The sequence below is a fragment of the Pokkaliibacter sp. MBI-7 genome, assembly GCF_029846635.1.
Classification (GTDB): domain Bacteria; phylum Pseudomonadota; class Gammaproteobacteria; order Pseudomonadales; family Balneatricaceae; genus Pokkaliibacter.
This window is the reverse complement of sequence record NZ_JARVTG010000001.1, coordinates 1,825,040-1,849,770: the sequence shown is the minus strand read 5'-3', so window position 1 is coordinate 1,849,770 and position 24,731 is coordinate 1,825,040. Positions and strand designations below refer to the sequence as shown.

Sequence of the window (24,731 nt, the reverse complement as noted above, 5' to 3'; positions counted from 1 at the left end):
CCGTGCCTGAATTACCCGAAGTCGAAACCACCCGGCGGGGGATCAGTCCTCACCTGCTGGGGCAGACGATCATCGCCGCGCGGGTGCATCACCCGCAGCTGCGCTGGCCGGTTCCGGTGGACCTGAGTGAGCGGCTGCAGGGCGCGACGGTGCTGAATATCAGCCGTCGTGCCAAATACCTGCTGCTGCAGACCTCGGCCGGGACATTGCTGGTGCATCTGGGCATGTCGGGCAGTCTGCGCTTTGTGGATGCTGGCGAACCGCGCCTCAAGCATGACCATGTCGAGCTGGAAATCAGCAACGGCATGGTGCTGCGCTACTGTGATCCGCGGCGTTTCGGGGCCTGGCTGTGGGCCGGAGAGGTGCCTGAGCAGCATGAACTGCTGATCAGCCTGGGGCCGGAACCGCTGTCAGATGCCTTTGATGGAGAACATCTGTTCCTGCGTTCGCGGGGTAAAACTCAGGCCATCAAGACCTTTATCATGGACAACCATGTGGTGGTGGGTGTGGGCAATATTTACGCCAGCGAGTCGCTATTTATGGCTGGTGTTCTGCCAACCAGAGCCGCTGGCAGCATCAGCCGGGCACGTTACGACAAGCTGGCCGAGTGCATCAAAGTCGTCCTTGATCGCTCTATTACCCAGGGCGGTACCACCCTGCGGGATTTTGTCGGTGGCGACGGTCAGCCGGGATACTTTCAGCAGCAGCTAAATGTCTATGGTCGTGAAGGTGAGGATTGCCGTAGCTGCGGTTCGGCCATCAGGAAAAAAGTGCTGGGCCAGCGCGCCAGTTTCTACTGCACCCGCTGCCAGCACTAGACCGACTTATTCCCGCTGGGTAAAGCCACTGCCTTGATTCGTTGTTGAGGCAGTGGCTTTTTTGTCACACAGATAAATAGCATTCGTGAGACGACCATAATTGCTTTATCTTTCTTCTGCTTAATTCTGTCACCTGGTTTGTTTTTGTGCTCCAGAGTATGAAGGTGGCCATGTGAGGAAGAAGGGTTTAGCCGCTGGCAGACTGCCGCTATGCCTCTGAGCAGGTTACGCGATAAAAACACATCTCTATTTTGATACTTTCAGGAATGCTATGGCAGACAGTAAAAAAGCGTTTATCCTGCAGCGCATCACTATTTTTGCGGGAAAAGCAATTGACCCTAATGCAGATGCACAGGTTCAGGAATTACTGAAGAATAAGTTTGATATCCTGTTACCACAGCGGCGGTCACTGAATGAATCGCTGGCAGCCAGTATGAGTGATCACGATATTGTCGGACTTATTCTTAAATATCGCACGATGAAATGATGTTCCCGGTATATCTGTTCTGACAAACAGCCTTTGGCTGGTTAATTCAAATAGCCAGCGATATTTAGTGCCTGCCTGTAGAAATATCTGGAGTGACTTTTTTCTCTCTTCTGCTTGGATTAAATTGTGTCAGCTTTGTGTAAGGCGTACTGAGTGCCAAGGAGAGACTGATGTACCAAAACAGACAGGCACTTGCTCTGGGATCACTGTTTTTGCTGCTGTTTACCTTTATTTTGCTGATTATTCTGGCGTTCTGGGCCTGGCCTAAATACAAGGTTTACAAGCTTGAGCTGGATGGTATCGCCGCTCTGAAAGAGGCCGAATGGAGCAAGCAGATTCTGATTGAAGAGGCCAAAGCCAAAGAGCAGGCGGCGCTGATGCAGGCCAAAGCCAAGGTGACGCTGGCTGAAGCAGAGGGCAAGGCCACCATCGAACGGGCCAAGGCAGAAGGTCAGGCTGATATTGAACGTGCCAAAGCAGCAGCGGAGGCCAATCGCATTATCGGCGCGTCCCTCAAGGGCAATGAAGAATATCTGCGCTATGTGTGGATAAAAGGCCTGCAGGATGGCAATGGTGAGCGGATCTATATTCCGACGGAAGCGGGGTTGCCCATTCTGGAAGCGGGTAAGGCGAAATAGTCCCCATTGCTGAATGGGAAGGAGTCCTATGAAAACAGCACTGATTCCACTTTTGCTGGCGTTGTCTGCCGCTACCGCACAGGCTGACGATATCGATCTGAAATCGCTTGGCCTGACGATGGTCGATAAGAATGGCTGTCGTTTGTCCGACGGCAGTGTTGAAATATCCACTATCAATCTGATGACGGCGGCCTATGATGAGCCGGGTCTCAGCCGTGAGTCGGTCGTTCGCGTCATCAAGAAAGCCATTGATGTCGGGTGTGATGTTAATGAGCCGGACCAGATTGGTGTATCGCCCCTCAACGCTGCCATTCTGTATAACCAGCCTGAGCTGGTCTCCCTGTTTCTTAGTCACGGTGCCAATGCCAAAGCCAAAATGGTCAGCCCCAAAGCCTCTATTAATGGACTGGACTCGTGTGGTTTTCTGAATTTGCTGGAAGGCAAAGAGAAAGTGCGGGGTAAAATCTGGAAGCTTTTGCCCGGTTGCAAAAATAAAGCCCAATAACGTTTTCTGCGACATGTGTACGTTTTTAAAACATCAGAATCCTGACTGCATGGAATATCTGACCCTGAGAGGACGATATGTTTTTTGATATATGGAAAGGCTGGTAAATCGCAGTAAGTTGTATTTTCGTGCCTGTTGCGATCATTTTTGCCGTATTTCACCCTGAGTCTGCTGGCGGTGCTGCTCTCTACTTTTTCCCGGTAATGGTGCCACTGATGGCCGCGCTACAGGGCGTTCTGGTAGCGGCTATTGTCTGTCTCGGTTTGAAGATTCAGACTGCGCTGAAAAATATAAAGAAATCCTGATTTTTAATTTTCTTTGCAAGGATAGTTATGAAGGTATTGGTTATTTTTACTGCTATTGCCGTCAGTATTGCAGGCTGTGCATCTGCACCGGAAAAGAAATTTGTGTTTACCAATGGCAATGTGGCAACTCCAGATCAGGTGGAAGAGGTCAAGGTTGCATGTCATTACGATGAGAAAATGAAAATCGTGAAGGATAACTTTACGGATTCTTATCATGAGGCAATGTACGACTCCAGTTATCAGTACGTGGGGAGTCAAAAAGCCAATAAGTATCTGGATAAGGCCAATGCCACCCTGGCTGAATTACGGCAATGCTTTGCAGAACATGGAATGACGCAATCGGATTAAGTGGTTTGACAATGAAGAGTAAGGAACGCTACTGGTCAGAAATTCATGACTGGCTTGAAGGGAATGCACCCAAAACGTTATCCGCATTAAACAGACCGGCAAGCAATGAGGCGATTGATTTGCTGGTGAGCAAGGTGGGTAAAAGCCTGCCTGATGAGGTGAGAAACTACTATTTGACGCACAATGGCATGTCTCAGGAGCAGACTGCCAGCCTCGTCTATGGTGTGCGCTTGAGTCCGGTAGAAAGCGCAGTCGGCTGGTTAGAGCAGCTGACCCGATTAACCATTGAGGAAACGCTGGAGTTTGCTGACCCGGGAATCAGGAAGGACTACCTGTTTGGCCCTTGCAGGATCCCTATTGCGGATGACAACGGGACGAGCCTGATCTGTATTGATCTTGATCCGGATGAGGGTGGCCAGTATGGCCAGATCATTTTGCTCGACTACGATTACAACGTTGCCCTGAAGCTGGCGACCAGCATCGACGAGATGTTCAGAAGTTTTGCCATGGATCTTCGTGCCGGGCGGTATACGTTGCAGGAAGAGGCCCTTGCGGATGGCAATGAATGGCTTCATCCAGCGAGGGAAATTGACCCCATAAACTGGTTCAATTCCCCTACATGGCGTTATGTGCGAGGCTAGTGCTGATCCTCAGCGACTATCAATGCACCGGATATGGGATTCCAGACTGGAAAGGATCGCTCAATGAAGCCCCGATACTTGCTCACTACCGTTTTATTTTGCCTTCCCCCTGCCTATGCGCTGGACCCTGCGGCCAGCTATCGCTCGCTCAGCACTGATGAATGCGCTGATATGGCGAGCAAAGGCGTGATTACCAGCGCTAATCCGGTGCCCTGCCAGCGTCTGAACAAAGTGAGCTTTCGCTATCTCAGCGATAATGGTGCGGTAAAGGACGACGGTGAGCTGGTGGTGCTGGATGTGATTGCACCGCAGATGGCGGCGGTGATGGATGAGCTGCTGGCACGGCATTTCTATATTGCCAGAGCCTATCCGGTTGAACGTTATAACGGCGATGATCAGGCCTCCATGGCCGACAACAACACCTCGGCGTTCAATGGCCGGCCGATCACCGGTGGCACCACCTGGTCGCTGCATGCTTACGGTGCCGCGGTGGACATCAACCCGTTGCAAAACCCCTTTGTCGATATTGCCGATGATGGCAAGGCGCAGATTTCACCCGTGGCCAGCGCTCATGCCTATATCAATCGTGCGGAGCCGCGCCCCGGCAAGGATGCCCGTGCGGGTATGGCGGAAACCGTGGTGGATGTGTTTACCCGTCATGGCTTCTTTATCTGGGGCGGCGACTGGAACTACCCCATCGACTATCAGCATTTTCAGGTAGGCCCACGTTCCTTTGTCGAGGCGCTGCTGAAAGAGGATGTCGACCATGCCCGCGCGCAGTGGCAGGGCTATATCAGCCAGTACGGGCAGTGCATGGCGGATGCAGGCAAGGCGGTACTGGCGGATCATGGCCGTGCCCTCTGTGTGGCTCAGGTGATCAAGGCCATGCCCTGATCTGACAGCAGGCGCTCAGGAGCAGCGTGCACAACCTGGACTACACTGTTAGTCCGTAAGCGTGCTGCTGCCGGTACTGACCGGTGCAATGGTGCAGTGCGGATGACTGTCCACGGAGCCCTGTCATGAGCCATAAACCGCAAGGTCACAATGCCGTATCCCCCTATCTTCTGGTCAGCAGTGTGGCCCAGATGCTGAGCTTTCTGCAGGCCACCTTCGCCGCTGAGGTGCTCTATCAGGCAGCGGCTGAGGATGGTGTCGTGCGCCATGCCGAGGTGCGTATCGATGACTCGATCATCATGATGGGAGAGCGCCCGAGCGACAGCGCTGCGGTGCAGTGTTCCACCCATGTCTATGTGGCCGATGTGGATGCGGCCTATCAGCGCGCCCTGTCAGCCGGCGCCAGCAGCGTGTCCGCACCCCGGGATCAGCCCTATGGCGACCGCACGGCAGGCGTACGCGATGAGGAGGGCAACCTCTGGTGGATAGGGGCTCATCTGCGCTGAGGTCGTGTTTTCTATTCCCGCTGGGGTATGGACGTGGCCAGCGCTCCTGCGTAAAACAACCTCTTCGCAGTTTAACCTGCCTACCATGAGAGCCATTTATGCCGGTCCACTCCCTTACTCAGCTCAATGTCGAGCCAGAACGGTATTTCCTGCCTGAAGAAAAGCTGCTGCAGGGCAATCCCCAGCAGACGCTGTGGACGCAGTACAGCGATCCCAGCGGCCAGTTTTTCGCCGGCGTCTGGGCCAGTGAGGTCGGTAAATGGACTATCCGTTATACCGAGGAAGAGTACTGCCTGATTCTGGAAGGGGAGAGCGTGATTACCGATGAGCAGGGTGTGGCGATGACGGTCAGGGCGGGCGACAGCTTTGTGATTCCCCGTGGTTTTGTCGGTACCTGGGAAGTGATCACGCCCACCCGCAAGAACTTTGTAATCTATGAGGCGGCGACTGCCTAGCGACAGCGCGCCTGTTAAGCGTACAACGCACTACCGGACATACCTTTCAGGTGCCTCCGCCGAACGACGGAGGCATGCTCCGTCTTAGCCGGCAAAATGGACGATAGTGACCCAGTTTGCTCCCTTGCCGCTGTCGGCTTCACCCAGACGGGTGGGCATGCCGCTTTGCTGATCGAGTCGGTACAGACCGATATGCGCGTCTTTTTCCCCGGCAACCACCATGAACTGGCCATCTTCTGTCAGAGCAAAGCCGCGTGGTTGCTGTTCAACCTGAATGCGGCCCTGATATTCAGGCAGGCCTGTGTCAGGGCTGATATGCAGCACACTGATGATGCTGCGGGTCCGCTCTGATACGTAGAGATACTGGCCATCCTTGCTCAGATGCATATCCGCTGCCCACACACGAGCCTGACCATCGGTGGGTTTCTGCGTCGGCGGCAGGCCATTCACCAGCCCCAGCTCGCCCGCAGGAACGCCAGCCGTCGTACCTTTCAAATCCAGCTGGCCGGTGCTGGCATCGTAGCCATAGGTGGTGACCGTGCCGGACAACTCGCCCAGCACATAGCAGTAGCGGCCATCGGCCGAGAACAGGAAGTGGCGCGGGCCGGTGCCTTCCGCCGTTTTGACGAACGCCGGGGTGTTGGCACTGAGAGTGCCGGTCTGTGGGTCGAAGTGGAACTGCATCAGCTGGTCGTCACCCAGGCTGGAGGAAATGACATAGCGGTTATCGGGTGAAGCATGAATCGCATGGGCATTGTGGCCGGTAGGTACCACCTGTTGCACCGGGCCCACCAGCCCGTCAGCCGCAATGGGGCTGACACTGACCAGATGATCGCCATAGGAGGCCGCCAGCAGATAACGGCCGCTGCGGTCGGTATCGATGTTAGCCATGCTGTTGGGCAGGGGTGTTTCGCCCTGAGGCTGCAGATTCCCTGACTGCGGATCAATCTGATAGCTGATCACCCTGAACGGTGCAGAGCGGACAGACGCATAGAGATGAGACTGATCCGGGCTCAGTGCCATCGGCATGACCTTGCTGGCGGCCTGGGTATTGCCCAGTACCTGCAGAGCACCTGCCTGTTCATCCAGCAGATAGCGCGAAATCGTCGCATCCTCGGCGTTAGAGACGTACACAAAGGTTTTGGCACTGGCCATGTCGGTTGTCAGCATGATTCCGGCAGCACAAGCGAGACTGAGTAAAGTGCGGTACCTGCGATGCAGGGTGGGGCGGTGCAACATCTTCATTATTTTTATCCTCAACAGATGTCAACGGTCGTCATAGAGCGCAGCTTCTCGTCGGGTTACGACAAGGTTATGTATAACATCATACATATCATGTATGCGCAATAAGCGTCTGCGACCTGGCATGAGCGAGGGCGATGCCGGATTCGGCAGTGCTGCGGTCAGAGGAGGGAGGTGCGTGGCTCATCAGAGAAAAGCCACAAGAGAAGAGCCAGAGAGAGGAGCGTTAGGCCAGCAGACGGTGGACTGCTGGCCTGAGAAGGAGGTTATTTAAACTCGGTGGCGTTTTCCGGGGTGATCAGCTTAAACGGAATCCAGTTCAGCGATTCGACCGGTGGTGAGCCCCAGAACAGTTTCAGGGCAACGTTGACGGCTTCACGGGCCTGCCCTTTTGCATCCTGTAATACGCTGACCTTGAGCTTGCCCTGATCCATCATTGCCAGTGCTTCCCGCGTGCCATCGACGCCACCGATCAGAAAGTCAGCAGGGTTTTTGGAGGATTTCTCCAGCCCCAGAATGGCCCCAATGGCCATTTCATCGTTGTTGGCGGCCACAATATTGAAGTCGACGCCCTCTTTCAGCCACTGACTGATGGTATTGGCGGCCTGACTGCTCTGCCAGTTGGCACTGGCCTGTTTGACCACTTTCATGTCCGGGTATTTGCTGACCACCTGTTCCACCGCCTTGGTACGGCCAATGGCGCCGGGGTGGCCTTTTTCACCTTCCAGAATCACCACCTTGCCCTTGTAGTTGGCCAGTTTGGCCAGCTGCTCCATTTCCAGCGTGCCGGCATCGGTTTCCTGCGAGCCGACAAAAGCACTGCCTGCGGGCCACTTGTCCGGTTCGGGATTGCTGTTGGCAAACACCACGGGCATTTTGGCCTGTGTGGCCATCTGCAGGATCTGCCGCCCGGTATCGGTATTGACCGGCAGGATGATCATGGCATCGACCTTGGTGGCGATAAAATTACGCACCTGACGCAGCTGCAGCTGCGGATCGCTGCTGGCATTTTCGATCACCATATCGATGTTGAGGTAGTGGCCGTAGTCCTGCAGATCCTGCCGGATCAGGTTACGGAAGTTGTCATCAAATTCCGACACGCTGACGCCGATCAGCGGCGTGGCGGCGAGGCTGCATTTGGCCCACAGCAGGATCAGCAGCAGACCAAGGTGACGGATAGCGGACGCGATGGATAAGTTCATGGCTGTTCTCCGTGGCTCTGGGTCAGACGCTGAAGCGGCGCAGCAGATTGAGCTGAGTGTCGGCCATGGCCGACAGCGCCTTGCTGTTGTCGGCAGTGCGCTCGGCGCCCTGTGCAGCCTGCTCGGCGCCGTCACTGATAAAGGTCATCATGCGGCTGGTTTCCTGCACGGTAGAACTTTGCTGTTCGGTCGCCGTGGCGATCTGGATATTCATGTCACGGATCGACTCTACCGAACCGCTCATGCTTGCCAGCAGCTCACCGGCCTTTGAGGCCAGCGCCACACAGCGGTCAGAACGTTGCTGACTTTCGCCCATGACCTGCACCACGGAATGAATCTTGTGCTGCATCTGTTCGATCATCTGCTGGATTTCACTGGTGGAGCTTTGCGTGCGGCTGGCCAGTGAGCGTACCTCATCGGCTACCACCGCAAAGCCACGGCCCTGTTCTCCGGCCCGTGCCGCTTCGATGGCGGCGTTGAGTGCCAGCAGGTTGGTCTGTTCGGCGATGGTGCGGATGGCATCGACAATGCCGTCGATGTTGTTACCGAACCCCTGCAGCTCATCGGTCTCCCGCGAGGCAGCGACGATCTGCTCGGCCTGTTCGCGAATACCGCCAATGGTATCGGTCACGCTGTGCTGGACCTGCTCGGCCAGCTGTCGGGTGGATTCGGCATGGTCGCGGGTTTCATTGGCCCGACGGGCGATTTCATGCACCGTCGATTCCATCTCATGCATGGCGGATGCGGCGGAGTGCAGCTGATCTTTCTGCTCGGCCACGGTCTGGGTGGTCTGATGGCTGATCTGTTCGGTGTCCTGCGAGGTCTGCGCCAGCCGCTCAGCGGAGTCGATCTGCTCACGCACGGTGGTCTGCAGCGCGGCCGTCAGCTCATTGAGATAGTCACCCAGCTCGCCAAACTCATCGCGGCTGTTGCTGCTGAAGCGTACTCGTAAATCGCCGTCGGTAACGCGCCTGAGAATGGTGCGGAACTGCAGCAGCGGACGGCGCAGGGTAAAGGCGACCCACCAGCCGATGATCAGCGTAAGCAACACGGCCAGCACTGCCGTCACTGACGACACCCAGTGGCTGCTGCGGATGGTGGCATCGGTATCGGCCCTGGCGCTGCGGGCGACATCCAATGCCTGACCGGCAAAGTCATTGATGCTGGCCAGCACCTGCTGCAGCTGCGCATCGGTTTGCTGCTGTTGCTGCTGCACCTGGGTGCTCAGCGCATAGCTGTGGTGATAGGCGGCATTAAGGCCATCGGCGCCGTTGAGATCGGTCAGCAGGTGATGGCCCAGCACCGCGGCCATGCGCCCGGCGCGGTCATCCTTGCGGCTGAAGGTCGCCAGCTTGTCAGTGATCACGTCGTCCAGCGAGTTGAGGCTTTTATTGAGGCTGGCCATGTCCTGATCCAGCTCAAAGCTGGCGAAGGCCTTATAACCCTTGTTGGCATCACGCAGCAAACCTGCTGCCAGTGCCGCGTCATCGCTGCCCTGATGGCTGTCGATAAAACTGCTGAGGAAGCTGGCCAGCTGGGTTTCCTGCGCGCGGCTGTAACTTTGCAGCGTGCGCGCCTGCTGGCGGGCCTGCAATAGCTGCACGTAGGACTGCAACAACCCATTGGCCTGTTCGGCATAGGCCTGTACCTGCTGACGCTGCTGCTCCAGACTGCTGAGCAGGCTCTGGCGGTCACCGGCATAACGCGGAATCTCCTGCAGCAGCGCATCAAACTGCGTGATGCTTTCCTGCAGGGGCGTGGCCTGCTGCTGGACAGCGGCAATGTCGGTACTGGCGAGTCCGGCCAGCAGGGCCTGATTGGCCCGTAGAATATGCACATAGAGTTCGCTGGCAGCCTGGCTCAGAGGGGCCGATTCTTCGGTGATGGTGAACAGTTTGTCGGTAATGGAGCGGGTGTTGGTGAAGTTGACGGCGACAATGCCGAGCAGAAGCACCAGCAGCAGGGCAAATCCTGCGATGATTTTGTGCAGAATGGTCATGAGGCAATCCCGACAGCGACTAAATTGTTATGGGGGGTGCTGTCAGCCCGGGAGGGCATTCCAGGCTGCAGGGCGGCTGCATTCTACAGGCAGTCGCTGCAAGTGTAGCTGGTCGGTGAGCGGGTCGCGTCCGGCAACCCGCATTGCATGAATCTAAATCAGTATTTTGGCGTCTTCGGTGTTGTATTCACTGCCCCCTGTTACGGCTGCCGTCTGGACAGCCATACGACACCGATCACCAGTCCGCAGACCGCGGCGGTCAGCCAGTTCCAGCTTTCACCCAGCAGCACGATGGAGTAGCCGTAAGTGAGGAAAGGCTGCAGCAGCTGTACCTGGCTGATGCGCGCTACGCCGCCCAGTGCCAGTGCTTTATTCCAGGCGAAAAAGCCCAGCAACGAGCTGACCAGACCGATGTACAGCAGTGCACTCCAGCCGAGCACAGGCAGCTGGCTCAGGCTACCGGGCGTATAGACCAGCAGCGACCAGGGCAGGCTGACCGGCAGGCTCAGCACCACTACCCAGGAAATCACCTGCCAGCCGGGCATTTGCCGCGACAGTTCAGCCCCTTTTGCATAACCGATGGCGCCGAGCAGTACCGCACCCACCAGTGCCAGATCCCCCAGATACAGACCGGAAGCGCCGCTCTGCCAGAGGCTGTACAACAGCACAATCAGCGCACCACTGCAGGCGTACAGCCAGAAGCGGCGGGGCGGGCGGATACCGCTCAGTACCGCGGCAGCCAGTGCGGTGGCCAGTGGCATGGCGGCAACGATGACCGCACCGTGGCTGACCGGCACATACTGCATGGCGACCGACGTCAGCAGCGGAAAGCCAAAAATATTCCCGGCGGACACAATGGCCAGACTCAGCCACTGATCACGTCGCGGCCAGGCGGCTCGCGCCAGCCACAGCAAAGGTATCGCTGCCATGGCCGCAATCACCGCACGATACAGGCCAATCTGCTGGGCTGACAGCATGCCGGTCAGTGCCTTGGTGGCAGGCAGGGTCATGGCGAAGCTGGCGACGGCAATCAGTGCCAGGGTATAGGCGCTGCTGTGGCCGTGTTCTGTGCCGGAGCGGGTGAGAGCGGATGTGGAAACCGTCATGGGGGTACTCCCTAACTTAACTGTATAAATGCGGCAGCCTGATGCCGACAGAGAGGCTCTGTACTGCTGCGATGCCCATGCTAAGCAAGTGTTAGGTCTGTGTACCTAGACACTTTGTGCGCAGGCGAGCAAACTGTGAGGTCTTTATACCTGTACAGTTGCAGGAGGTAGCATGTTTGCTCTGGACCGCCAGACCCCGACCCCGCTGGTTAATCAGATCTGTGATGGCATCGTCGCGCAGATCGAACAGCAGCAGCTGCATCCCGGCAGTCGTCTGCCTTCTGTGCGCAGTCTGGCCGACCGCCTCGGTGTCAGCAGTTTTACGGTCGCCAGCGCCTATGACCGCCTCAGTGGTCTGGGGCTGATCAATGCCCGCCGTGGCAGTGGCTACTATGTGGCCCCGCCACTGGCAGTACCGGTACAGCCGGCTGAACTGGCACCGATGCCCAGCGGCCACCCCGGAGTGGCCTTCCTGCGTAATTCCCTCAATACCCAGCGCTATCGCCTGCCAGCCAGCTGTGGGTTTCTGCCACCGGCATGGCTGGAGGATGCGATACCTTCATCGGTGACCGGAAGGCTGATGCGTAATGCCCTGATACAGGGGGCGCCAGCGCCGATTGCCGGCAGTGACGGGCTGCGTGAGCGACTGGCCTACCGCCTGCGCGAACAGGGGCTGCAGGCCGATGCCGGACGACTGCTGGTCACCAATGGGGTCACCCATGGATTTTTTCTGCTGTGTCAGGCGCTGCTGGGGCCGGATGACTATGTGGTGGTGGAAGATCCCAGCTATTTCCTGCTGCAGCTGCGCCAGAGCAACAGTCCGCTCAGCGGACGGCTGCTGACCGTGCCGCGCCGCCATGATGGCCCCGATCTGCAGGCGCTGGAGCAACTATGTCAGCAGTACCGGCCCAAACTGCTGCTGACTCAGACCCTGGCGCATAACCCCATTGGCGGTCATACCTCCATGGCGGTGGCTCACCGTTTGCTGGTGCTGGCCGAGCGTTATGGCTTTTATCTGGCTGAGGACGACATCTTCGGTGATCTTGCCAGCAGCGAGCGCTTCTATCTTTCGCAGCTGGCCGCCCCCCAGTACGGCACGGTGATGGCTGGTGGTATCGGCGAGCGGGTGTTCTATCTGAGCAGCTTCAGTAAAATTCTCAGCCCGGCGCTGCGTATCGGCCTGATTCTCACTCCCTCTGCCTGGATGCAGCCGCTACTGGAGCGCAAGGTGGCCAGTGTCATGGCCTGCTCACTGATCGATGAAACTGTGGTGCAGTATGTGCTGGAGGCAGGCCGTTTTCAGCGTCATGTCGATCGCGTGCGGGAGCGGGTGCGGGAAGCGCGCAGCAAGGCCAGTCGCGGCCTGAGCCGGCTGGGTTTTGCCATCGAGCAGGATGGTCGCGATGGGCTGTTTCTCTGGGCGCGGGTGCCGGAGGGCGTGGCGGTGCCCGCCTTGCTGGAGCAGGCCCAGCACGATGACATCTTTCTGGCCAGTGGTGAGGTCTTCAGTCAGCAGCCCGGTAGTGGGCAGTATCTGCGCCTCAACGCCAGTTACTGCCACCGTCCGGAGTTTCTGCAATGGCTGGGGCGACAGCTCAGGCGCTGAGCTGTCAGTGCAGTACATCAGGCCAGTTCCAGCACCTCGGCAACGGCGCGGCGCGGCTTCTGAGGCCAGTTGCCCGCTGCCGCCTGACCGACAGTGACCAGCATGACCGGCAGCTCGTGTGCTTGCAGGTGGAATGCCTGGCTCACTGCCTGTGGGTCAAAACCGCTCATAGCGCCTGAGCTGAGGCCCATGCCCTGCGCTGCCAGCATCAGGGTCATGGCTGCGAGGGAGGCGGAACGCAGGGCTTCGTCCCGTTGCAGAACAGGATTATCACGATGGCTGTGGGTGGCTTGCTGCACCCAGGCATCAGCGACCGCAGTGCCAATGATCCCCTGGCTGATGCTGGGCTGCAGCGCGTCGGCCAGCTCCCGGTAGGCTTCCAGCGTGCCGCAGATCACAAAGGTCACCGCCGCATCCAGCACCTGCTGCTGACCATAGGCTGCAGCATGCAGACGTATTTTGGCAGCGTCACTGCGAGCAGCGATAAAGCGCCAGTTCTGCAGGTTGTAGGCAGAAGGAGCCAGAGTGGCCAGCCGCACCAGCTCGGCAATGGTACTGTCACTGACGTTGCCCTGCGGGTCATAGCGACCGGTGCTTGAGCGGCTTTCGATGGCGTCGATGATGGTGGTCATATCAGGAGCGTCCTTGGGTGGTTGATTCAGAGATCTGCAATGGTGAGGAAGGGCTGGAGGCCGGTCGTGCAGACTGTGGCCGGTTGCTCCACTGCACCAGCGCAATACTGGCCAGCACGGTCAGCATGCCCAGCAGGGCGCTGCCGCGCAGCTGCTGATCCAGCAGCCACCAGCCCAGTACCACAGCGGTAATCGGGCTGAGCAGGCCCAGTGAGCTGACGGCCACCGGCGACAGTCGGTTGATACCGCGAAACCACAGCACGTAAGCCAGCAACGCACCGAGCAGCGACAGATAGACGTAGCCGGCAATGGCGGTGAGAGACAGGGCAGGCAGTGGCGGGTCGATCAGGCAGGCGACGGGGAGTAGCATCACGCCGCCCAGCAGCAGCTGCCAGCCGGTCATGGCCAGTAACGGCAGATCACTGCGCCAGCGTCGGTTGAGATAGGTGCCGGTGGCCATGCAACCGGCACCTCCCAGCGCGGCAGCAATGCCCAGCGGATCCCAGACCGTAGCAGGGGAAATCAGCAGCACGGCCATGCCAAGCACACCGGTGACCGCACCGATCACGGCCAGCAGGCCGGGCGTCTGGCGCTCCCAGCCCCAGGCCAGCAGCATTACGATCAGCGGTTGAATCGCGCCCATCACCGCAGCAAGCCCGCCCGGCAGCCGGTAGGCGGCCACAAACAGCAGCGCCTGGAAGGCGCCAATGTTGAGTGCCGACAGCAGCCATAAACGACGCCACTGACCGGAAGGTAAAGCATGGCGGCAAAGCACCACCAGCAGCAGTCCGGCCGGCAGGGTACGCAGCAGGGCAGCGGTAAAAGGCCGGTCCGGGGGGAGCAGTTCGGTCGAGACGATATAGGTGGAGCCCCAGATCATGGGCGCCAGAGCCGTCAGAACAATATCGAGCCAGCGATGAGCAGAGGATGTCTTCATGATTTTATCTTCAATTCAAGATAAAATGAGGGTGGCAGACATTTGTCTTGAGTTCAAGATATTTTTTGGGAGGAAAGCGAGTGGAGCAAAAAGCCGATGCTGTGGATGCCATTCTGGCGCAGTGGCGTTGTGAGCGTCCGGAGCTGGATGTCAGGGCGATGGCGACCATCGGTCGTTTGAAGCGCTGTTCAGCCCTGATGCAGCGCCAGCTGGACGTGGCGTTTGCCGCCTATGATCTGAGCAACTGGGAGTTTGATGTACTGGCGACGCTGCGGCGTTCCGGTGCGCCCTACTGTCTGGCGCCGACGGCCTTGTTCTCCACCCTGATGATTACCTCGGGCACCATGACCCACCGTATGCAGCAGCTGGAGAAGCGTGGCCTGATCGAGCGTCTGGCTAATCCGGACGATGCCCGCAGCAAGCTGGTGCAGCTGACGCAGAGCGGGCTGGCGCTGATTGACCGGGCAGTGGAAGCGCATGTCGATAATGAGCAGCGGATTCTGGCACCGCTTGCGGCAGAACAGCTGGCGGCGCTGGATCAGGGGTTGATCGCACTGCTGGCCCTGCTGGAGCCTGACCAGCCTCGTGACTGTTAGCCTGTGAGGTGAGCGGACGCTTACCGCGGTGTGTCTGTCTGCGTTACCACTGGGTATGCAGACCCAGCAGGTACAGCGCACCGATGCGCTCGTCCTCGTACTGGCTGACGCCATCGCGCATCTGTGTAAGCTCTTCGCGCCCTGACTGGGTCAGGTTGTAGGCGCTCAGCTGCAGGTAGACGTTCTGGTTCAGCTGATGGCGGGCGGACAGGTTGAGGGTCCAGCGCGGTGCTTCGCTGTCGGCTTCAGCGCCGTCGGTGAACTTGTTGAGGGTATCGTGGTACTGGGCTTCCAGCTTCAGCTGATCCTTGCTGGTGGCCTGCCAGCGGCTGTTGAGGTTGACCCGCCAGCGACTCTGATTAGGGAAGGGCGCGGTATTGCCGTCATCGGTGTGCAGCTTGCCATCGCTCCAGGTGGTGCTGGCACCCAGTTCCAGTCGCGGGGTGGGGCGCCAGCCCTGCTGCAGGGTGAGGCCATAGCGATAGCCGTCGCCGACATTACGCCACTGATACAGCGGACGGGTCAGCACCCGGGTACCGGTCAGGGCCTGGGCAATCACATCGTCCGCATGTTCACGGAACAGCGTCAGGCTGCTGTTCCAGGTGGGTTGCTGATAGCGGGCACTGACACTGAAGCGCCGGTGCGTTTCTGCATCCAGCTGCAGGTTACCCTGCGTCAGCTTTTTCTGATTGTCTTCAATCCACGGTGATAACTGATCGAAGCCGGGGCGGCTGAGCCATTGCTGCGCTTCGGCCTGCAGCTGCCACTGGTCGGTGGCCTGCCAGCTCAGGGCCAGTGATGGCAGCAGATCATGATGCTGGCGCTCGACACTGCCGTTGTTGCTCTGCATGCCTTGCAGGCTGCTGTACTGCAGGTGCAGGCCGGGAGTGAAGGTCACATCGGGGCGGATGCGGATCTGATCCCTGACGCCGATTCGGTAGAGGTATTCGGTGAAATCATCGTCGCCACTGTCGCTGGTAATCAGCATGCCGCTGCCATTGACTGCACTAGCAAGGCGCTGCTTCTGCCGGTCTTTGCGCTGCCACAGACTATCGACCGTCAGCTGATGTTCGGCATTGAGCTGACCCTGCAGACTGCCCTGCCACTGGTACAGATGCGACTGGGTCTGCTGCAGGTCGGTGACCCGCTGATCCACCGCAGCGCCCATCGGCGTGGCGTGGCTGATGGCGACATCTTTATCGCGATCATCGGCCATGCGATAGCCACTGAGCTGCTGCTGCCACTGCCAGCCTGACGCTAACCGGTGACGCTGCTGGATCTGCATACCGTAGAGATGACGGTTGTTGTCTTCTTCATCGAGCCGCTGTTGCTGGCGCAGCATGGTGATGGCGGCGGTGGTGAGCTTGTCGCGGCTGCCCACACCGTAAAGCGGCATCAGGTGCCATTCACCCCCGTCGTAATAATGGGTCAGGTCGAGACTCAAACGGGTGAGCTGGCGCGTCAGCTGCTCATCTTCATCCTGTTGCTTCAGCGTTGTGCCTGCGGCACGGGTGTCCTGTGACAGGGTCTGGCGCTGGGCAGGTAATACCTGTTGTTGCAGGCTGAATGTCAGCTGGGTCTGCGGGCTGACTGGCTGGCTGATCTGCCCCTGCAGGGTCAGGGCGGGCTCGCCTGCGTTGTTTACCCCCGTCATCAGCATCATTTCACCGCTGCTGCGGTCGCGGCGGATAGGCGGTGTGGTACTCCGTTGTGGGGGCTGGCCTGTAACAGGCTGTCCGGGCAGGTTATCCCCGATCCCGGTAACGATGCTGATGTCTGTCGATACCGGACGGCTGTATTCCGCGCCCGGTTCATACCAGGGCTGGCGCGGAGGCTGCCCGTTGGCAGCCAAAATCGGGGACGCACAGCAAAGCAAAGACAGCAGCGATGGCGTGAAGTAACGGAACGGCATAAATCAGCGTTGCTCGGGCCAGAGTGAAAGGGCGCTATTATCAATAATTTGTTGCTGAAACGTCAGCATAAGTTGCATTCAATGACGATGTGCTGAAAGAAGCCGTCTCCTGTCCGGGGGGGCCGGCGTGGTTTTATCCGGTCGGCAAATGTCCAGTCGACCAATGTTGCATCTGCACAACTTGAATCTGCAGGGAACTGCGCTACAAGTTTCTGAGTCACTTCCATCTGTTTCCATCGTTCGCTTAAATCTGAGCACAAGGCGCTGTTCTGCCTGCAAATAACAATAAGACAGTCATCCTTCGGGTAAGGGGGAGCAGGGAAGGCGGAGAAGCTGATGACGATGACGCATATGCAGCAATGAAGGCGAACTTCGCCGGGTGGTGCACAGGCTCTTCGTAGTAACGACACACGCAGTTTTCATCAGGTAAGTGCCCGCGGGCGCCAACAAAGAGAATCACCTATGAGCATACTGGCCATCGTTATTTCTCTGATTTTATTGATGTACTTTGCTTATCGCGGGGTCAGCGTACTGCTGCTGGCGCCGATCATGGCCTCGGTGGCGGTGCTGCTGAGTGGTGAAGCCAGCCATCTGCTGCCGATCTATACCCAGATATTCATGAAGGAGCTGGGCGGCTATCTGGTCAAATTCTTCCCGCTGTTCATCCTCGGGGCGCTGTTTGGCAAGCTGATGGCCGACAGTGGCTCGGCCACCACCATTGCCGACTGGGTGATGCACAAGGTGGGCAGGCGCTATGTGATTCTGACCACTGTGCTGGCCTGCGGCATCCTGACCTATGGCGGGGTATCGCTGTTTGTTGTGGCCTTTGCCGTCTATCCCATCAGTGCCGTGCTGTTTCGCCATACCAACACGCCCAAGCGCTATATTCCGGCAGCCATTGCGCTGGGGTCTTTTACCTTCACCATGACGGCGTTGCCCGGTACGCCGTCGATACAGAACGCCATTCCCATTCCTTATCTTGGCACTAACAGTTTTGCTGCACCGGGGCTCGGCATCATCGCTGGCCTGATCATGCTGTGCGGTGGGGTGTGGTGGCTGCAGAGCCGGGCCAGCAAGGCCATGGCGGCAGGAGAGGGCTACGGTGATCATCCCGATGAAAAGCTGGAAAGCATCGCGGAAGATACGCCACCGCTGTATCAGGCATTGCTGCCGATTGTGCTGGTGATCGGTCTGAACGCGCTGTTCACCTACTGGCTGCTGCCGTCGCTGGATTTGTCGTATCTGCAGGAAGAGCGCTTTGGCAAGGTGTCGCCGACCTCGGTGATCGGTTTATGGGCGGTACTGCTGGCGCTGATGGTGGCCATCGTGGTGCTGATCGTCATGCAGTGGAAGCGCTGGAAGAACCTGACGGCCACCATTAATGCCGGCTGTCTGGGCTCGCTGCTGCCGGTGTTCAATACCGCCTCGGAGGTGGGTTATGGTGCCATCATCGCCAGTCTGGCGGGGTTCGCCATCATCAAGGATGCCGTGCTGAATTTCTTCCCGCAGAACCCGCTGATCTCCGCCACCTTCAGTATCAATATTCTGGCAGCGCTGACCGGCTCCTCCTCGGGCGGCCTGAGTATCGCCTTCCGCACGCTGGGTGCGGAGTATCTGCAGATCATGCAGGCCGCAGGTATCAGCCCTGAGCTGTTCCACCGTGCGGCAGTTATCGCCGCCGGCGGTCTGGATACCCTGCCGCACTGCGGGGCCGTCATCACCCTGCTGTCGATCTGTGGGCTGACCCATAAGCAGTCCTATCCGCAGATACTGATGATGACCTCGGTCTTCCCCATTCTGGCGCTGATCACCATTCTGATTCTGGGGTCGCTGTTCGGCAGCTTCTAGGAATACTATCAACATGCCAGGCGCTGGTCGCACTGAGAGCACTCTGTGCGGCTGGCTCCGTTACAGCCAGCGCCTGACCTCCCGCTGATAACGGCGGAACTCATCGCCAAAGCGCTGCGCCAGTATCTGCTCTTCGGGAACAATCTGCAGCCATGTCACCACCCAGACGAACAGTGCCACAGTCATCAGACTGATCAGGTTGCCAAGCCACAGGCACCATGCCACTAACAGCAGCGTCATCCCCAGATACATCGGGTTGCGGCTGTAGCGGTAGATGCCGTGGGTGACAAGGGTGGAGGTACGTTCAGGACGGAGTGGATTGACGGTGGTGGCGGCACGGTGAAAGTGCCAGACAGCAAACAGATCAACAGCCAGCCCCAGCGATGCCAGCAGAGCCGTCAGCCAGTGTGGTACGGTGACCAGCCATAGCTGGCCGGTGCCGGTCCAGTGGTGGACAGCCCAGGCCAGTGCGGCACAGGCCAGTGCCTGCAGTGGGGGTGGAATGCGAATCATGGAACTCCTCCTCTGGCTGGGGGCTGGCAACACGACCGTGCCGTTTTTGCTGTATCCATTCTGCCAGCTGGATACGGTTCGGTTGCACTTTGCAATGATGAATATTCACTGCCTGGTTGCTCCAGGTGAAACCATTGCAGGCCCCGTCGTTTCTGGTTTGGCGTGATTATTCAGTCTCTTTGCCACAACCACGCGTCGTTTTTATTTAACTCCGTCCCTACCTTTGTCGACTTGATTCTTTGATAATTGTCCGCCATGCGCAGGGCACTATTCATAAAACGCGTCTATCCTTGTTTTGCCAGTGGAAGTCACTGACTGTCATTCCAGAACAAGAAAATACGCCCCTGGGCATCGTCCGGCGGAGTCCGGGTGTCACTGAGTCTGCACTAAAAGTTGAATAAAACCATGCATAATCCGATCAGTAAGAAGAAGGACGCCATCAACCGCGTCGTGGCGCTGATTGACGAGCGTCTGTCAGGGATACACAAGCAGCAAATCCGCAACCTCACCGAGTTGTTCTACTCGGAAAGCATAGGCAAGGAACTGCAGCGAACCTCAAGTGAAGATCTCTACGGTGCCGTCCTCTGTCTCTGGGACTTCCTCCAGCACCGCTCCCCCGGCGAACCCGCCATCCGCGCTTACAATCCCAACTACGAAGAACATGCCTGGCAGTCCACCCACACGATTGTGGAAGTGGCAACTGACGATATGCCTTTCCTGGTGGCTTCGCTGACCATGGGCTTCAACCGTCTGGACATGGCCATCCACATGACCACCCACCCGATCATGGCGGTGGTGCGTGATGACAAGGGCCAGGTGGTATCGATTCATGATCGCAACCATGCGCCGGAAAATGCCCGTCTGGAAGCGGTCATGCGCTTTGAAATTGACCGCCAGAGTGAGCCGGACGTACTGGAGCGTATCGTTCAGGAAGTACGGCAGGTGGTGTACGACGTGCGGGTGGCCGTGGAAGACTGGCCATCCATGCGTGACAAACTGGCGGACGTGGTCACCCGCACCCGCGCCCAGAACCTGCCGCTGCAGGCGGAAGACCGCGATGAGTCACTGGCGCTGCTGGAGTGGATGACCGATAACCACTTTACCTTCCTCGGTTACCGTTATTTCGATCTGGAGCGCAAGGACGACGGCCTGTGCGTGCTGCATCTGCAGGAAGAGGCCTGCCTGGGTACCTTCCGTGATGTCTCTCATCTGCCTGACGAGCGCCGCCACGTACAGCTGTCCGAGCGTCTGTCGGTACTGGCGGTCGAGCCTTCACTGCTGATCATCACCAAGTCGACCTCGCGTTCCACCGTGCACCGCCCGGCGCACCTGGACTACGTCGGCATCAAGGCGTTCAACGCGCAGGGCGAGGTGGTAGGTGAGCACCGTTTCTTCGGTCTGTTCACCTCCGACGCCTACTCCCTGCGGGTCAACGAGATTCCGTTGCTGCGCCTGAAGGAGCAGCGTCTGCTGCAGCATCTGCAGGTGCCGCTGAACACCCACAAGGGCCGTCTGCTGCGCAACATTCTCGACAACTTCCCCCGCGACGAAATGCTGCAGGCCAGTCAGGCCGATCTGGAAGACTCCGTGCGTGGCATTCTGGAGCTGGAAGGCCGCAAGCAGCTGCGTCTGTTTACCCGTACTGACGTCTATGGCCGTTTCGTTACCGCTCAGGTCTACGTGCCCAAAGACCGCTATAACACCGAGCTGCGTCTGGTGATGGAAGCGCTGATGCTGGAGGCCTTCAAGGGCAACTCCACCGAGTTCAGCGTGCGTCACATGGAAGGCGTGCTGGCCCGTGTGCACTTCACCATCCATACCCAGGATGCCCACGAACTGCAGTTCGATGTGGAAGACCTGGAAGCCAAGATGTCTGAGGCCATGCTGTCATGGGAAGACAAGGTGCATCTGGCCCTGCGTGCCAAAATCGGTGAAGAGAAAGCCAACAAACTGCACAAATACTATGGCGAAGCCTTCCCCAGTGCGTACCGGGAAGACTTCACCCCCAACCGCGCGGTGCAGGATATCCTGCGGCTGGAGACACTGGACGAGAGCCATCCGCTGTCGACCTACCTCTACCGTCCGCTGGAAAGCTTCGACGACAACCTGCGCTTCAAGGTCTTCGGCCACGGCCCCATCATGGCGCTGTCCGATGTGCTGCCGGTACTGGAAAACATGGGCGTCCGCGTCGTGGCGGCCCGTCCCTATGAGATTTCACCGCAGAACCGTGAAGAACGCTGGATGCTGGATTTCGACATCAGCGCCCGCACCGGTGAAACGCTGGATGCCGACGTGATCCGCGACCGCTTCCAGGACACCTTTATTGCTACCGTCTCCGGACAGGTCGAAAGTGATGGCTTCAACCGTCTGGTCGTGGCCGCCGGCCTGAGCTGGCGCAACGTGGTGATGCTGCGTGCCATCGGCAAATACCTGCTGCAGATCCGTGTACCCTTCTCACAGGCGTATATGGAAGACACCCTGGTGCGTAACGCGACCATCACCCACATGATGGCCGAGCTGTTTGTCACCCGCTTTGATCCGGCTAAAGGCCAGCAGGCGGCGGTTGATGCGCTGCTGGCACAGATCGAAGAAGCGCTGGAACAGGTCAGCAACCTCGATGAAGATCGCATTCTGCGTCACTTCCTGTCGGTGGTGCAGGCCATGCTGCGTACCAACTTCTATCAGCCTGCTGCTGATGGCAACCACAAGGGTTATATCTCCTTCAAGCTCAACCCCGAGCTGATCCCGGCGGTGCCGCTGCCCCGTCCCAAGTTCGAGATCTTCGTCTACAGCCCCTGGGTGGAAGGCGTGCATCTGCGTGGTGGCAAGGTGGCCCGTGGTGGTCTGCGCTGGTCTGACCGCCGTGAAGACTTCCGTACCGAGGTGCTGGGTCTGGTCAAGGCGCAGATGGTCAAGAACGCGGTTATCGTACCGGTCGGTGCCAAGGGCGGTTTCGTCTGCAAACAGATGCCTGCCAACGCCGGTCGTGATGAGACGCTGGCCGAAGGTATCCGCTGCTATCAGACCTTTATACGTGCGCTGCTGGATATCACCGACAACCTGATCAAGGGTGAAGTGATTCCGCCCAGATCAGTGGTGCGTTACGACGAAGATGACCCCTATCTAGTGGTGGCGGCCGATAAAGGCACCGCGACCTTCTCGGATATTGCCAACGCCATTTCGCTGGAATACGGCCACTGGCTGGGCGACGCCTTTGCCTCCGGCGGCAGCCAGGGCTATGACCACAAGAAAATGGGCATCACTGCCCGTGGCGCGTGGGAATCGGTCAAGCGCCTGTTCCGCGAGCAGGGTCACGACACCCAGACGCAGGACTTCACCGTCGTGGGTGTGGGCGATATGGCTGGTGACGTGTTCGGTAACGGCATGCTGCTGTCGGAACATATCCGTCTGGTCGCTGCCTTCAACCACATGCACATCTTTATCGACCCGACGCCGGACGCGGCTTCGTCGTTCGTTGAACGCAAGCGCCTGTTCGAGTTGCCGCGCTCCAGCTGGGCTGACTACAACGCCAGCCTGATTTCCAAAGGTGGCGGCATTTTTGAGCGTCGGGCCAAGTCCATCGCCATCACTGCAGAAATGCGTGCGGCGCTGGGGATCGAAGAGGGCGTGCAGCGCATGACCCCCAACGAGCTGATGAGTGCCATCCTCAAGGCGCCGGTCGATCTGCTGTGGAACGGCGGTATCGGTACTTACGTCAAAGCCGCGGGTGAAACCCATGCTGATGTGGGCGATAAGGCCAACGATGCGGTGCGCATTGACGGCAATGAGCTGCGCTGCAAGGTAGTCGGCGAGGGCGGTAACCTGGGCTTTACCCAGAAAGGCCGTGTCGAGTTTGCCCGCAACGGCGGCTACGTCACCACTGATGCTATCGACAACTCCGGTGGTGTGGACAGCTCCGACCACGAGGTCAACATCAAGATCCTGCTCGGCGGCGTGGTCGACGGGGGCGATATGACCGAGAAGCAGCGTAACCAGCTGCTGGCGTCCATGACCGATGAGGTGGCTGAGCTGGTACTGCGTCACAACCGCGGCCAGAGCAATATCCTCAGCCTCAGCAACCGTCTGGCCCGCTTGCGGGTCAATGACCAGCTGCGCCTGATCCAGGATCTGGAGAAAGAAGGCCGTCTGAACCGCAAACTGGAGTACTTACCCTCCGATGACACCCTGAATGAGCGCATCAAGCAGGGCGAAGGCTTTACCCGTCCGGAAATGGCGGTACTGCTGGCCTATGCCAAGATTCGCATGTTTGATGAGCTGAGCCAGGCCGACATCGCCAGCGATCCGTATCTGGTGCAGTCACTGCGCGAATACTTCCCCAGCGCCCTGCAGGAGCGTTTCGCCGAAGAGATTACCCGTCATCCGCTGCGTAACGAAATTCTGGCGACCCACCTGACCAATCAGATGGCCAACCAGATGGGTATCACCTTTACCCATTACCTGCAGGAAGAAACCAACGCCAAGACCATCGACATCCTGCGCTGCTGGATGGCTGCCCGGGCGATCTTCCAGACCGACAGCCTGATGGCCGAGATTCTGGCGCTGCCTGCCGACTTCAATGACGAAGTGCTGGCTGACATGCAGTTCAAGGTCAACGATCTGCTGGGCAAGACCACTCTGTGGCTGCTGCGCAGTCAGAAGTCACCCTACGACGTCCAGACCCTGATCGATCAGTACGCCCCGGGTATCCAGACCCTGAGCGAAGCGCTGCCAACCATGCTGTCTGAGGACGCGCTGACCTCCCATCAGGATGCCGTGGCCCACTGGCTGGAAAACGGTGCGTCCGGTGCGCTGTCACTGCGTCTGGCTGGGCTGGCATGGCTGAGTTCGGCACTGGATATCGTCCGTGTCGCCGCGGAAACTGGTATCTCCGTCAACGAAGCGGGCAAGGCCTACTTCTCTCTCGACGTGGAGCTGGATATGCACTGGCTGCGTCGTGCCATCCGCGCACTGCCGCAGGAAGACTTGTGGCAGCGTAAAGCCCGCGCCACCCTGCTCGATGAGCTGGACGGTGCGTTGCGTAGCCTGAGCATTGATCTGATCCGTCATGCCGGTGATGGTCAGGAACCGGTGGCCTGCATGCCGGTATGGCTGGAAGAGCACGCCGAAGGCGTCAACCACTGTGCTGACATCTTCCGTGGTTTGCAGTCGTCCGCGCAGGTCAATCTGGCCATGCTGTCGGTCGCTGTCGGCGAGCTGCGTCAGCTGCTGTAACGGTGGCAAACGACGGCTGCAGCCGTCATCACCACTGAGTGAAACACCGCCGACCTCCGGGTCGGCGGTGTTGTTTCTGCTTTCCGGCGGGCCGCATAATCCTGCTGCCGGTGCGCTGCGGACAGCGATTTGTGCTGTATTGGCAGATAGCTGCGGTCTGGCGGTTGTGCAGGCGCGACCTGCTCTTTATAAAAAGCTTTGGGGCGGCTTGGGCGAACAAAAACGGGTCGCCGGATCGCAATCTTTGCAAAGCAATTGACGATATAACAGGCACTAGAGTAAAACGCATAACCTGGCACGGGCGCAGTG

Annotated in this window: 22 protein-coding genes; 14 read left to right on the top strand and 8 right to left on the bottom strand. The window is 58.5% G+C overall.

The annotated features are described in order from the left end of the window. Window positions 1-2 precede the first annotated feature (2 nt). The 9 genes from mutM to QCD60_RS08220 all read left to right on the top strand — a co-directional run bounded on the left by mutM (window position 3) and on the right by QCD60_RS08220 (window position 5,597). Window positions 3-818: a bifunctional DNA-formamidopyrimidine glycosylase/DNA-(apurinic or apyrimidinic site) lyase gene (gene mutM / locus QCD60_RS08260; protein ID WP_279784152.1), complete on the top strand. Its 816-nt coding sequence runs from the start codon at window positions 3-5 to the stop codon at window positions 816-818. 271 nt (window positions 819-1,089) lie between these two features. Beyond that, window positions 1,090-1,305, top strand: coding sequence for a hypothetical protein (locus tag QCD60_RS08255; protein WP_279784150.1), 216 nt, complete (start codon window positions 1,090-1,092; stop codon window positions 1,303-1,305). A gap of 170 nt (window positions 1,306-1,475) precedes the next feature. Continuing rightward, a complete protein-coding gene (locus QCD60_RS08250; protein ID WP_279784148.1) occupies window positions 1,476-1,943 on the top strand; it encodes a hypothetical protein in 468 nt (155 codons plus the stop codon). A 28-nt stretch (window positions 1,944-1,971) separates the two neighbouring features. Further along, the gene (locus tag QCD60_RS08245) at window positions 1,972-2,448 is read left to right on the top strand and encodes a hypothetical protein (protein WP_279784145.1); all 477 of its coding nucleotides are present in this window, start codon (window positions 1,972-1,974) and stop codon (window positions 2,446-2,448) included. Window positions 2,449-2,780: 332 nt separating this feature from the next. Next, complete coding sequence (locus QCD60_RS08240) at window positions 2,781-3,101, top strand: hypothetical protein (RefSeq protein WP_279784143.1); 321 nt, start codon at window positions 2,781-2,783, stop codon at window positions 3,099-3,101. An 11-nt stretch (window positions 3,102-3,112) separates the two neighbouring features. Further along, a complete protein-coding gene (locus QCD60_RS08235) occupies window positions 3,113-3,742 on the top strand; it encodes an SMI1/KNR4 family protein (protein WP_279784141.1) in 630 nt (209 codons plus the stop codon). A gap of 63 nt (window positions 3,743-3,805) precedes the next feature. Next, window positions 3,806-4,636 carry a M15 family metallopeptidase gene (locus QCD60_RS08230; protein ID WP_279784139.1) on the top strand — a complete coding sequence of 277 codons (831 nt, stop codon included), beginning with the start codon at window positions 3,806-3,808 and terminating at the stop codon, window positions 4,634-4,636. Window positions 4,637-4,761: 125 nt separating this feature from the next. Continuing rightward, the gene (locus QCD60_RS08225) at window positions 4,762-5,142 is read left to right on the top strand and encodes a VOC family protein (RefSeq protein WP_279784137.1); all 381 of its coding nucleotides are present in this window, start codon (window positions 4,762-4,764) and stop codon (window positions 5,140-5,142) included. 98 nt (window positions 5,143-5,240) lie between these two features. Continuing rightward, window positions 5,241-5,597 carry a cupin domain-containing protein gene (locus QCD60_RS08220; RefSeq protein ID WP_279784135.1) on the top strand — a complete coding sequence of 119 codons (357 nt, stop codon included), beginning with the start codon at window positions 5,241-5,243 and terminating at the stop codon, window positions 5,595-5,597. 84 nt (window positions 5,598-5,681) lie between these two features. Here QCD60_RS08220 and QCD60_RS08215 read toward each other — a convergent pair whose 3' ends face one another. From QCD60_RS08215 to QCD60_RS08200, 4 genes are all read right to left on the bottom strand, one after another. Beyond that, window positions 5,682-6,842, bottom strand: coding sequence for a lactonase family protein (locus tag QCD60_RS08215; protein ID WP_279784133.1), 1,161 nt, complete (start codon window positions 6,840-6,842; stop codon window positions 5,682-5,684). Window positions 6,843-7,105: 263 nt separating this feature from the next. Then, the gene (locus tag QCD60_RS08210) at window positions 7,106-8,041 is read right to left on the bottom strand and encodes a substrate-binding domain-containing protein (RefSeq protein WP_279784131.1); all 936 of its coding nucleotides are present in this window, start codon (window positions 8,039-8,041) and stop codon (window positions 7,106-7,108) included. 22 nt (window positions 8,042-8,063) lie between these two features. After that, a complete protein-coding gene (locus tag QCD60_RS08205) occupies window positions 8,064-10,040 on the bottom strand; it encodes a methyl-accepting chemotaxis protein (RefSeq protein WP_279784129.1) in 1,977 nt (658 codons plus the stop codon). Window positions 10,041-10,240: 200 nt separating this feature from the next. After that, a complete protein-coding gene (locus tag QCD60_RS08200; RefSeq protein ID WP_279784127.1) occupies window positions 10,241-11,146 on the bottom strand; it encodes a DMT family transporter in 906 nt (301 codons plus the stop codon). Window positions 11,147-11,318: 172 nt separating this feature from the next. On the opposite strand from QCD60_RS08200, the gene QCD60_RS08195 reads away from it, so the two are divergent. Continuing rightward, a complete protein-coding gene (locus QCD60_RS08195; RefSeq protein WP_279784125.1) occupies window positions 11,319-12,752 on the top strand; it encodes a PLP-dependent aminotransferase family protein in 1,434 nt (477 codons plus the stop codon). A 17-nt stretch (window positions 12,753-12,769) separates the two neighbouring features. Here the strand turns inward: QCD60_RS08195 and QCD60_RS08190 are convergent, their stop codons facing one another. After that, window positions 12,770-13,384, bottom strand: a complete 615-nt coding sequence (locus QCD60_RS08190) for a nitroreductase family protein (protein ID WP_279784123.1) — start codon at window positions 13,382-13,384, stop codon at window positions 12,770-12,772. A gap of 1 nt (window position 13,385) precedes the next feature. Then, window positions 13,386-14,321 (bottom strand): EamA family transporter, encoded by a 936-nt coding sequence (locus tag QCD60_RS08185; RefSeq protein ID WP_279784121.1) that lies wholly within the window; start codon window positions 14,319-14,321, stop codon window positions 13,386-13,388. Between the two features lie 80 nt (window positions 14,322-14,401). Between QCD60_RS08185 and QCD60_RS08180 the strand changes: the two genes are divergently transcribed. Continuing rightward, complete coding sequence (locus tag QCD60_RS08180; protein WP_279784119.1) at window positions 14,402-14,917, top strand: MarR family transcriptional regulator; 516 nt, start codon at window positions 14,402-14,404, stop codon at window positions 14,915-14,917. 43 nt (window positions 14,918-14,960) lie between these two features. Here the strand turns inward: QCD60_RS08180 and QCD60_RS08175 are convergent, their stop codons facing one another. After that, window positions 14,961-16,829: a TonB-dependent receptor gene (locus QCD60_RS08175; protein WP_279784117.1), complete on the bottom strand. Its 1,869-nt coding sequence runs from the start codon at window positions 16,827-16,829 to the stop codon at window positions 14,961-14,963. 462 nt (window positions 16,830-17,291) lie between these two features. On the opposite strand from QCD60_RS08175, the gene QCD60_RS08170 reads away from it, so the two are divergent. After that, window positions 17,292-18,677: a GntP family permease gene (locus QCD60_RS08170; protein ID WP_279784115.1), complete on the top strand. Its 1,386-nt coding sequence runs from the start codon at window positions 17,292-17,294 to the stop codon at window positions 18,675-18,677. Between the two features lie 60 nt (window positions 18,678-18,737). Here the strand turns inward: QCD60_RS08170 and QCD60_RS08165 are convergent, their stop codons facing one another. Further along, the gene (locus QCD60_RS08165) at window positions 18,738-19,190 is read right to left on the bottom strand and encodes an isoprenylcysteine carboxylmethyltransferase family protein (RefSeq protein WP_279784113.1); all 453 of its coding nucleotides are present in this window, start codon (window positions 19,188-19,190) and stop codon (window positions 18,738-18,740) included. Here QCD60_RS08165 and QCD60_RS08160 point away from each other — a divergent pair. Next, entirely contained in the window at window positions 19,189-19,356 is a 168-nt protein-coding gene (locus tag QCD60_RS08160) for a hypothetical protein (protein ID WP_279784110.1), read from the top strand. The genes QCD60_RS08165 and QCD60_RS08160 overlap by 2 nt on opposite strands. 239 nt (window positions 19,357-19,595) lie before the next feature. Next, window positions 19,596-24,422 carry an NAD-glutamate dehydrogenase gene (locus tag QCD60_RS08155; protein WP_279784108.1) on the top strand — a complete coding sequence of 1,609 codons (4,827 nt, stop codon included), beginning with the start codon at window positions 19,596-19,598 and terminating at the stop codon, window positions 24,420-24,422. The last annotated feature ends 309 nt before the right edge of the window (window positions 24,423-24,731 follow it).

Excerpts from the sequence above, each read along its gene's own strand:
- QCD60_RS08170 (WP_279784115.1), top strand. The coding sequence starts at position 17,292 with ATGAGCATACTGGCCATCGTTATTTCTCTGATTTTATTGATGTACTTT.
- QCD60_RS08155 (WP_279784108.1), top strand. The coding sequence starts at position 19,596 with ATGCATAATCCGATCAGTAAGAAGAAGGACGCCATCAACCGCGTCGTG.
- QCD60_RS08160 (WP_279784110.1), top strand. The coding sequence starts at position 19,189 with ATGGAACTCCTCCTCTGGCTGGGGGCTGGCAACACGACCGTGCCGTTT.
- QCD60_RS08230 (WP_279784139.1), top strand. The coding sequence starts at position 3,806 with ATGAAGCCCCGATACTTGCTCACTACCGTTTTATTTTGCCTTCCCCCT.
- QCD60_RS08255 (WP_279784150.1), top strand. The coding sequence starts at position 1,090 with ATGGCAGACAGTAAAAAAGCGTTTATCCTGCAGCGCATCACTATTTTT.
- QCD60_RS08175 (WP_279784117.1), bottom strand. The coding sequence starts at position 16,829 with ATGCCGTTCCGTTACTTCACGCCATCGCTGCTGTCTTTGCTTTGCTGT.
- QCD60_RS08200 (WP_279784127.1), bottom strand. The coding sequence starts at position 11,146 with ATGACGGTTTCCACATCCGCTCTCACCCGCTCCGGCACAGAACACGGC.
- QCD60_RS08195 (WP_279784125.1), top strand. The coding sequence starts at position 11,319 with ATGTTTGCTCTGGACCGCCAGACCCCGACCCCGCTGGTTAATCAGATC.
- QCD60_RS08225 (WP_279784137.1), top strand. The coding sequence starts at position 4,762 with ATGAGCCATAAACCGCAAGGTCACAATGCCGTATCCCCCTATCTTCTG.
- QCD60_RS08245 (WP_279784145.1), top strand. The coding sequence starts at position 1,972 with ATGAAAACAGCACTGATTCCACTTTTGCTGGCGTTGTCTGCCGCTACC.
- QCD60_RS08165 (WP_279784113.1), bottom strand. The coding sequence starts at position 19,190 with ATGATTCGCATTCCACCCCCACTGCAGGCACTGGCCTGTGCCGCACTG.
- QCD60_RS08235 (WP_279784141.1), top strand. The coding sequence starts at position 3,113 with ATGAAGAGTAAGGAACGCTACTGGTCAGAAATTCATGACTGGCTTGAA.
- QCD60_RS08240 (WP_279784143.1), top strand. The coding sequence starts at position 2,781 with ATGAAGGTATTGGTTATTTTTACTGCTATTGCCGTCAGTATTGCAGGC.
- QCD60_RS08215 (WP_279784133.1), bottom strand. The coding sequence starts at position 6,842 with ATGAAGATGTTGCACCGCCCCACCCTGCATCGCAGGTACCGCACTTTA.
- QCD60_RS08250 (WP_279784148.1), top strand. The coding sequence starts at position 1,476 with ATGTACCAAAACAGACAGGCACTTGCTCTGGGATCACTGTTTTTGCTG.
- QCD60_RS08220 (WP_279784135.1), top strand. The coding sequence starts at position 5,241 with ATGCCGGTCCACTCCCTTACTCAGCTCAATGTCGAGCCAGAACGGTAT.
- QCD60_RS08190 (WP_279784123.1), bottom strand. The coding sequence starts at position 13,384 with ATGACCACCATCATCGACGCCATCGAAAGCCGCTCAAGCACCGGTCGC.
- QCD60_RS08185 (WP_279784121.1), bottom strand. The coding sequence starts at position 14,321 with ATGAAGACATCCTCTGCTCATCGCTGGCTCGATATTGTTCTGACGGCT.
- QCD60_RS08210 (WP_279784131.1), bottom strand. The coding sequence starts at position 8,041 with ATGAACTTATCCATCGCGTCCGCTATCCGTCACCTTGGTCTGCTGCTG.
- QCD60_RS08205 (WP_279784129.1), bottom strand. The coding sequence starts at position 10,040 with ATGACCATTCTGCACAAAATCATCGCAGGATTTGCCCTGCTGCTGGTG.